Here is a 6259-nt window from a genome sequence, read left to right as displayed (position 1 = left end):
GGGGTAGATTCCTGCTGAGTGCAGAATAGTACGTTAAGGCTGGTCATCGCCGATTTTTCCATCTGTACTCGCCCGTGAGCAGGATATGCGCCCATCCGAGTGGTGAGATGTGCGACAGAAGTCCCGGTGAACAGTTGAGACCGGCGCGTTTTCGGGCTGTGACGGCTTGGCCGAGGTGCTTGGTGTTCCAGTAGATAATAATTGCCGCCAGGAGGTTCAGCCCCGCCATTCGATAGTGTTGGCCTTCGCTGGTGCGATCCCGTATTTCGCCTTGGCGGCCAATTCGCAGGGCGTTTTTCAGGGCATGATGTGCCTCGCCCTTATTCAAACCAATCTGCGCCCGACGCTGCATGTCGGCGTCGAGCAACCATTCGATAATGAAGAGTGTACGTTCGATGCGGCCAATCTCGCGCAGGGCAAGGGCCAACTCGTGCTGACGCGGGTAGGATGCGAATTTTTTTAGCAACTGGCTGGGTGGCATGATGCCAGCCGTAATGGTGGCCACGGCACGCAAGATGTCTGGCCAGTTTTGAACAATCAGACCTTCCCTGATTTTGCCGCCAACCAAACCGCGCAGTTCTTTCGGGGCAGCAGCCGGATCGAACAGGTAGAGCCGTGTGGATGGCAGATCGCGGATACGTGGAATGAAGCGATAGGACAACAGTGAAGTGGCCGCAAAAACGAGGTCGGTGAATCCGCCGGTATCAGCATATTGCTCTTTGATCTTGCGGCCTGTGTCGTTCATCAACAAGCCGTCCAGGATATAGGGTGCCTCGTTCACCGTCGACGGAATGTTCTGGGTCGCGAACGGGCCGAATTGATCGGAGACGTGGGTATAGGCTTTCAGGCCTGGATCGGAACCGTATTTTGCGTTGATGAGATTCATTGCCTCGCCGTGGCGTGCTGCCGGGAAGAACTGACCATCGCTTGAAGCGGTGACGTTGCCACCCCAATGTGCGGCCATCGGCAAGCCTGATTGCGCGCTGATAACCATGGCCAGGGCGCGATTGATAGCGTCGCTTTCTATGTGCCAACTGGAAAGACGCGAGAGCTGGAAGAAGTTATGTGTGTGGGTTGCCTCAGCCATCTTGCTCAGACCGAGGTTCACCCCTTCGGCCAGCAATACATTCAACAGTCCGACACGATCCTTGCAGGGCGAACCGGTGCGCAAATGCGTAAAGGCGTCGGGGAAGCCGATGTCATTATCAACTTCCAGCAAGAGATCGGTAATGCGGACGACTGGGAGTCGATGATAGAGATCGAGCACCAATTCGTCCGCTTCCTTTGGTACAGCGGAACTTAACCGATCAATTTTGAGCACGCCGTTTTCGATGGAACCGCCAGGGATTGACCCGTTTCTGGCGGCTTTGGCCAAGCGTGCAAGCCCGTCTGCGAGCCGTGCTTTGCGATCCGCAATCCAAGCGCCCGGTTCGAACGGAAGGGTCAGTCTGGGTGTTGCCTTTGCGGCTTCAATTGGAACAAGGGCTTGCTTCAGATCGGCATAGCGCCGGGAATGAGCGAGCCAGATATCGCCTGATCGGAAAGCATCTCGCAGGTGGAACATGACAGCCACCTCCCACAGACGATGCTTGTCCTCGTCACAGGTATTGAGATGACGGTGCCATTTTGATCCGCGACGTAGAAAAACAACGGGCTGAAGCTCAGAGTTTTGGTCATTTTCGATGATAGTTGCTGCCGCCAACAATGGCTCGGCCACGGGTGCTGCGTGTACCTCAAGCGCGCGCAACATGCGCGGCGCATAACGCCGGAACCGATGAAAGCCCTGAGCAACATGGCTCAGAGGGTCAGCGGCCATTGTGTCAGTCAGCTTGGCCGCAGTCGCAACAAGCCCTTCGAGCTGGTGCCACCCACAGGCGGTTTCGGTGGCTATATCAAGTGATGCCCCATCCCCCTTGGCTTCCAGAAGGGCAGCGCCCAGTGATTTGAATGAGTGCAATGTATCATGAACGGCCGACTTTGCATCCGCGACCCGCGCGTCACAGATTTTCTTGGCATCACGCCAGGTCTTCCCAACAATCCGATCGTGGGTTTCAACCACCGCATCAGCAATGGCCGCGTGCCATTCCACTGCACAGACGGCAAGAATAGCAAGCCGCCGGTCGCTGGTGACATCGCGCAGACCATCGGCAAAATACCGTTCCCCCTGATGGCGCAGCCGAGTGACCCGGTGTGGGGGGATGTCGTCCAGGATATAGGGTGACAATCCCAGTGCCAGCAAGCATTCCAGCCTGTCCAGAAGCCGGGATGCACCCGCCGAGTTATTGCCCACCTCAAACTGACGTAGCCAAACGAACCGGCTGACAGTGCCATCGACCATTTCTGTCAGCAAGCCGTCCAGCAGTTTCCTCACCTCATTGCTGAGCCGATCTACGATACGGCTTTCAATTCGACGTTCGGCAGCAACAAGCGCATCAGCACACAGTCGCTCGATGACAGACACACCCGGCAGGATCGTCTGGTTGCGGCGACATTCCTCGACAAACTTTCGGGCCAAATCTTTGTTCGAGTGGGTCGTCTCAGCTTGCTGTTCAAGCCATGCCTTCAGATCGCGTGCGCCACGGCCAGAGAACATCCGATAGCCGTAAATTGATCGAAGATCGATAAGATGCTCGCGTCTCGTTTCCGCCCGATGTGCATAATCGATCAGGTCACCGGGGTTCAGACCAAGCTGGGCCGCCAGGAATTTCGTTACCGACTCCGGGATCGTTTCTCCCGGTGTCAACAACCGCCCCGGAAACCTAAGGGCACACAACTGAAGCGCAAAGCCAAATTGATTGCGGGCGCGGCGGCGCGAGCGAATGATTTCCATATCGTCGTCCGCCAGAATGTAATGCTGAAGAAGCGATGCTTCGTCGGCAGGCAGGTCGAAAAGTGCCGAACGCTGGCGCTCGGTTAGGATGGTGCGATGCGCCATGTTTCTTTTGCTTTCTATGGAGGGTTTGTTTATTGATGATTGTGATATGAATTAAGGAATATAATGGGCGGAAGAAAGCTCGGAGATCCTCGACACATCACAAACGTTCGTTTGTGAAACAGGGAAAACAACACATGACCGCAAAAGCCGTGAATCTCGCCGACAAGCTCAGCACATTTGCTGAGTATTGGTCACCAAAAATCGTTTCCCAGTTCAACGGACACGATGTGATGGTAGTAAAAGTTCAAGGGGAATTCGTTTGGCATACCCATGACGACACCGATGACTTTTTTCTTGTCCTGGATGGCATCGTGACGATTGAAATGGAACAGGGGAATGTCACCCTAAAGCCGGGCGAGCTGTACGTCGTGCCGAAGGGTGTTCAGCATCGGCCAGTTGCTCAGGAAGAAGCCCATATTTTGCTGATTGAACCCAAAGGGACGCCGAACACAGGCGATACTGACACAGCAGCGGAGAAAGTCGAAATCTGATGTTGATTGGATATGCCCGCGTCTCCAAGGCGGACGGTAGCCAGTCGCTTGATCTGCAAAGGGATGCACTTGCCGCTGCCGGTGTCGCCAATGATCAAATCTATTCCGATCAAGCGTCAGGCAAGAAAGATAATCGCCCCGGTCTCGAAGCCTGTCTGAAGGCCTTGCGTTCAGGCGACGTTCTGGTGATCTGGAAACTGGATCGGATGGGTCGCAGCCTGAACCATTTGGTGAAAACGACAACCATGCTATCAGAGCGCGGCGTTGGCCTGAAAGTCATCACTGGTCAGGGAGCGCAAATCGACACGACGACCGCAGCGGGCCGCCTGTCGTTTGGCATCTTTGCCGCGTTGGCTGAATTCGAAAGCGAACTGATCCGGGAACGCACCATGGCCGGTCTTCAGGCAGCGCGCGCTAGAGGTCGAAAAGGTGGCCGAAAATTCGCACTGACAAAAGCACAGGTCCGCATGGCCCAGGCAGCAATGGCAAGCCGAGACACATCGGTTTCTGAGCTATGTACAGAACTTGGCGTAAAACCCGTCACCCTCTACCGATACGTCGACCCCAACGGTAATCTACGAGACTACGGCAGACATGTCTTGGGGGCTTAACGTACTATCCTGCACTCAGCAGGAATCTACCCCACTTGCGGGTAGCGCGCACCAACGAACACACGAGAATCGCGTAAGTCGGATTATGTTAAATACTCAGGGCCTCCCGGGCACTGTCGATCTCGGCGGTGCCGCGGGCGTCGAAGCGGTTCCAGAGTGCGGCGCTATCTTCGTCAATTCGACCCGGCCACCACGCACCACAAGAACAGGTCAAGTGATCTGGAAATCGCCGTCTTGGAAAAGTTGTCGATGAAACTGCGAACGAGCACGGAATCATGTCCCCGGTGGATTTCCATCGACAGTTGGCGCAGGAAAGAAAGCGCCAGCCTGTCGCCGGGATCAGATTCGTCCGAGACATGCACGAAGATCGCGTATCGTTCTTCGGAATATACCTCTGCGTCGGGCTGTGCCTGACAGCCCGACGCAGCGTCTTGTAGGTCGTCAGGGAAAGAGAGATTATCTCCAGATCGCCGACCGAATAGTAGATTTCGCCGCTGCACAAGGCTTTGGCCAGGCTTTCGTGATCGGGATAGCTTCGCACCACCACGGCGCTGGCAGGGTCGGTCTGGTCCAGTTCGGCCGCCGTGTAGGGCGCAAGCTTGCCGACATCGCCCGGATGGCTTGCCACGGCGCCCGAGCAGCAGGTCAGGCTTTGCCGCTCTTCGTCGGTCAGCACCACCTTGTCCTGGTCCGGATGCGCCTGCACGACGGGCGAAAACGTTTCGCCGAACCCGAATTTCTCGGCCATGTTCCGGATTGAAAACCGCGCGGTCGTGCCCTTGACGATGCCCACCAGCGGGCCGATGCAGGGCCAGTGACCGGCCCATTGATCACGGGTGGCCACTGCGCGCCCGACCCCCGAAAGGTAAACCGGCGGCGACACGATCACCCCTGCGTGGGACAGGCGTTCCGGGGTGATCGTCGCCGGATCGCAAAGGATATCGATCCTGCCGGTCTTCAGCTCGTCGAACCGGCCCTGCGCCGAAACCTCGCGCCACTCGACAGAGAATTGCCGGTCTTTCGACATCTTGGCCAGCACCGAGGCGCAGATGTTCGCCATGTAGCCGGTATAGACCTCGCCGCTGCCGGTCGGCGGGGAAGCCTCGGTCACGGCGCCGGTATCAAGCACGGCAGGGGGCGCAACGCTGAAAAGGCTCTGGGCCAGGGTCGCGACCATCCAGAGAAACGCGGAAACCACCAGCGCCACGGCCAGCGTCGCGGACCAGTGCATCCGGTCGTGATGATCGGACACGAACAACAGCCCGAAGGCCGTCACATAGGACAGGAACAGGATGCGGAGCAGCTGCTGAATTTCCCTCTTCAGGAATTCCAGCGCCGTCGTGATCATCGCCCCGCCGTTGGCATCGAAGGCGTGCCGCATGACGCCGTCCGCGCCAAGGCAGGTCACGGTGCCATAAAGCACGGTCGCGAAGACGGCTGGCCAGAAGGCAAGCTTGGCGTAATTCCAGAACGGGATTTGCACGCCCAGATAGCTTGACCAGCTTCCCTGGTCGATTTTCAGGTGACGCAGAAGGATGGTGAGAAAGGCCAGCAGGATCAGCGACGGGATCAGGGGAACAAGCAGGGTCGCGGCAACATCGCGCACGCTTTCCTTATCGTAACTGCTGACGACCAGAGCGTATTTTCCAACCAGAAGATAGCTGAACACGGCGCCGAACAGGCTGGCCAGCGTGATGTCGTTCAGGGGCTGCGCGGTTCCCTCGCTTGTGACCTTTTCGATGATCCGGGCCGTGGGCGTGCCCTGCAGCGCGTGGGGGATCCGGCGTGAGCGGATCGCGTAAAGGGCAAACAGGCACTGCATGGACTCTGCAAGTTTCAGGGTTTCCTCCTGCAGGGCCTGAAGCGGTTCCGCCTCGACCCGCAAGTCCCTGATCTTGCCCAAAAGCCGGTTGTACCTCGCCCGAAGATCGTCGATCCGCGCCAGGGGGATCTCGTCCTGAAACAATTGACGGAAGCACCGTCGCCGCGCCGGTGTCGTCGCTGGCCTGCCCCGGCCGACAGGTAGAACCCGATCGGCCGCCCTTTGGCGTCGGCGACGGCGTGCAGCTTGGTGTTCGTGCCGCCTTTTGTCCGCCCGGTCTGGCGTCCGCGCCCCCTTTTTTCACCGTTCAGTCCCGGCATCTGGTGGAACGGATTCAGGATGAATCGATCAGGCTCGGAAGTCGAGATCTTGCAGATGTATTCGTAGGGCGTGAGGCCGC

The 6259-nt window shown here is 57.7% G+C and carries 4 protein-coding genes and 1 pseudogene; 2 read left to right on the top strand and 3 right to left on the bottom strand.

The window, feature by feature from the left end; all coding sequences use genetic code 11:
• Positions 1–43 precede the first annotated feature (43 nt).
• Positions 44–2935: a Tn3 family transposase gene (locus tag ATI53_RS22315; protein ID WP_111551339.1), complete on the bottom strand. Its 2892-nt coding sequence runs from the start codon at positions 2933–2935 to the stop codon at positions 44–46.
• Between the two features lie 134 nt (positions 2936–3069).
• Here ATI53_RS22315 and ATI53_RS22310 point away from each other — a divergent pair, with 134 nt between their 5' ends.
• Positions 3070–3426, top strand: coding sequence for a cupin domain-containing protein (locus ATI53_RS22310; protein WP_111551338.1), 357 nt, complete (start codon positions 3070–3072; stop codon positions 3424–3426).
• Positions 3426–4037, top strand: coding sequence for a recombinase family protein (locus tag ATI53_RS22305; RefSeq protein WP_111551337.1), 612 nt, complete (start codon positions 3426–3428; stop codon positions 4035–4037). Before ATI53_RS22310 ends, ATI53_RS22305 begins: the two co-directional genes overlap by 1 nt.
• Before the next feature lie 88 nt (positions 4038–4125).
• Here ATI53_RS22305 and ATI53_RS24160 read toward each other — a convergent pair whose 3' ends face one another.
• Together ATI53_RS24160 and ATI53_RS22295 are read right to left on the bottom strand one after the other, a co-directional pair.
• A complete protein-coding gene (locus ATI53_RS24160; RefSeq protein ID WP_276613136.1) occupies positions 4126–5214 on the bottom strand; it encodes a transporter substrate-binding domain-containing protein in 1089 nt (362 codons plus the stop codon).
• Between the two features lie 787 nt (positions 5215–6001).
• A pseudogene (locus tag ATI53_RS22295) lies at positions 6002–6161 on the bottom strand (IS5/IS1182 family transposase); the annotation flags it as partial.
• Positions 6162–6259: the final 98 nt, after the last annotated feature.

The sequence above is a fragment of the Salipiger aestuarii genome (genome assembly GCF_003259905.1).
GTDB lineage: Bacteria > Pseudomonadota > Alphaproteobacteria > Rhodobacterales > Rhodobacteraceae > Salipiger > Salipiger aestuarii.
Note: the sequence above shows the minus strand (reverse complement) of the source record. Positions and strands in the feature narration are given on the sequence as shown.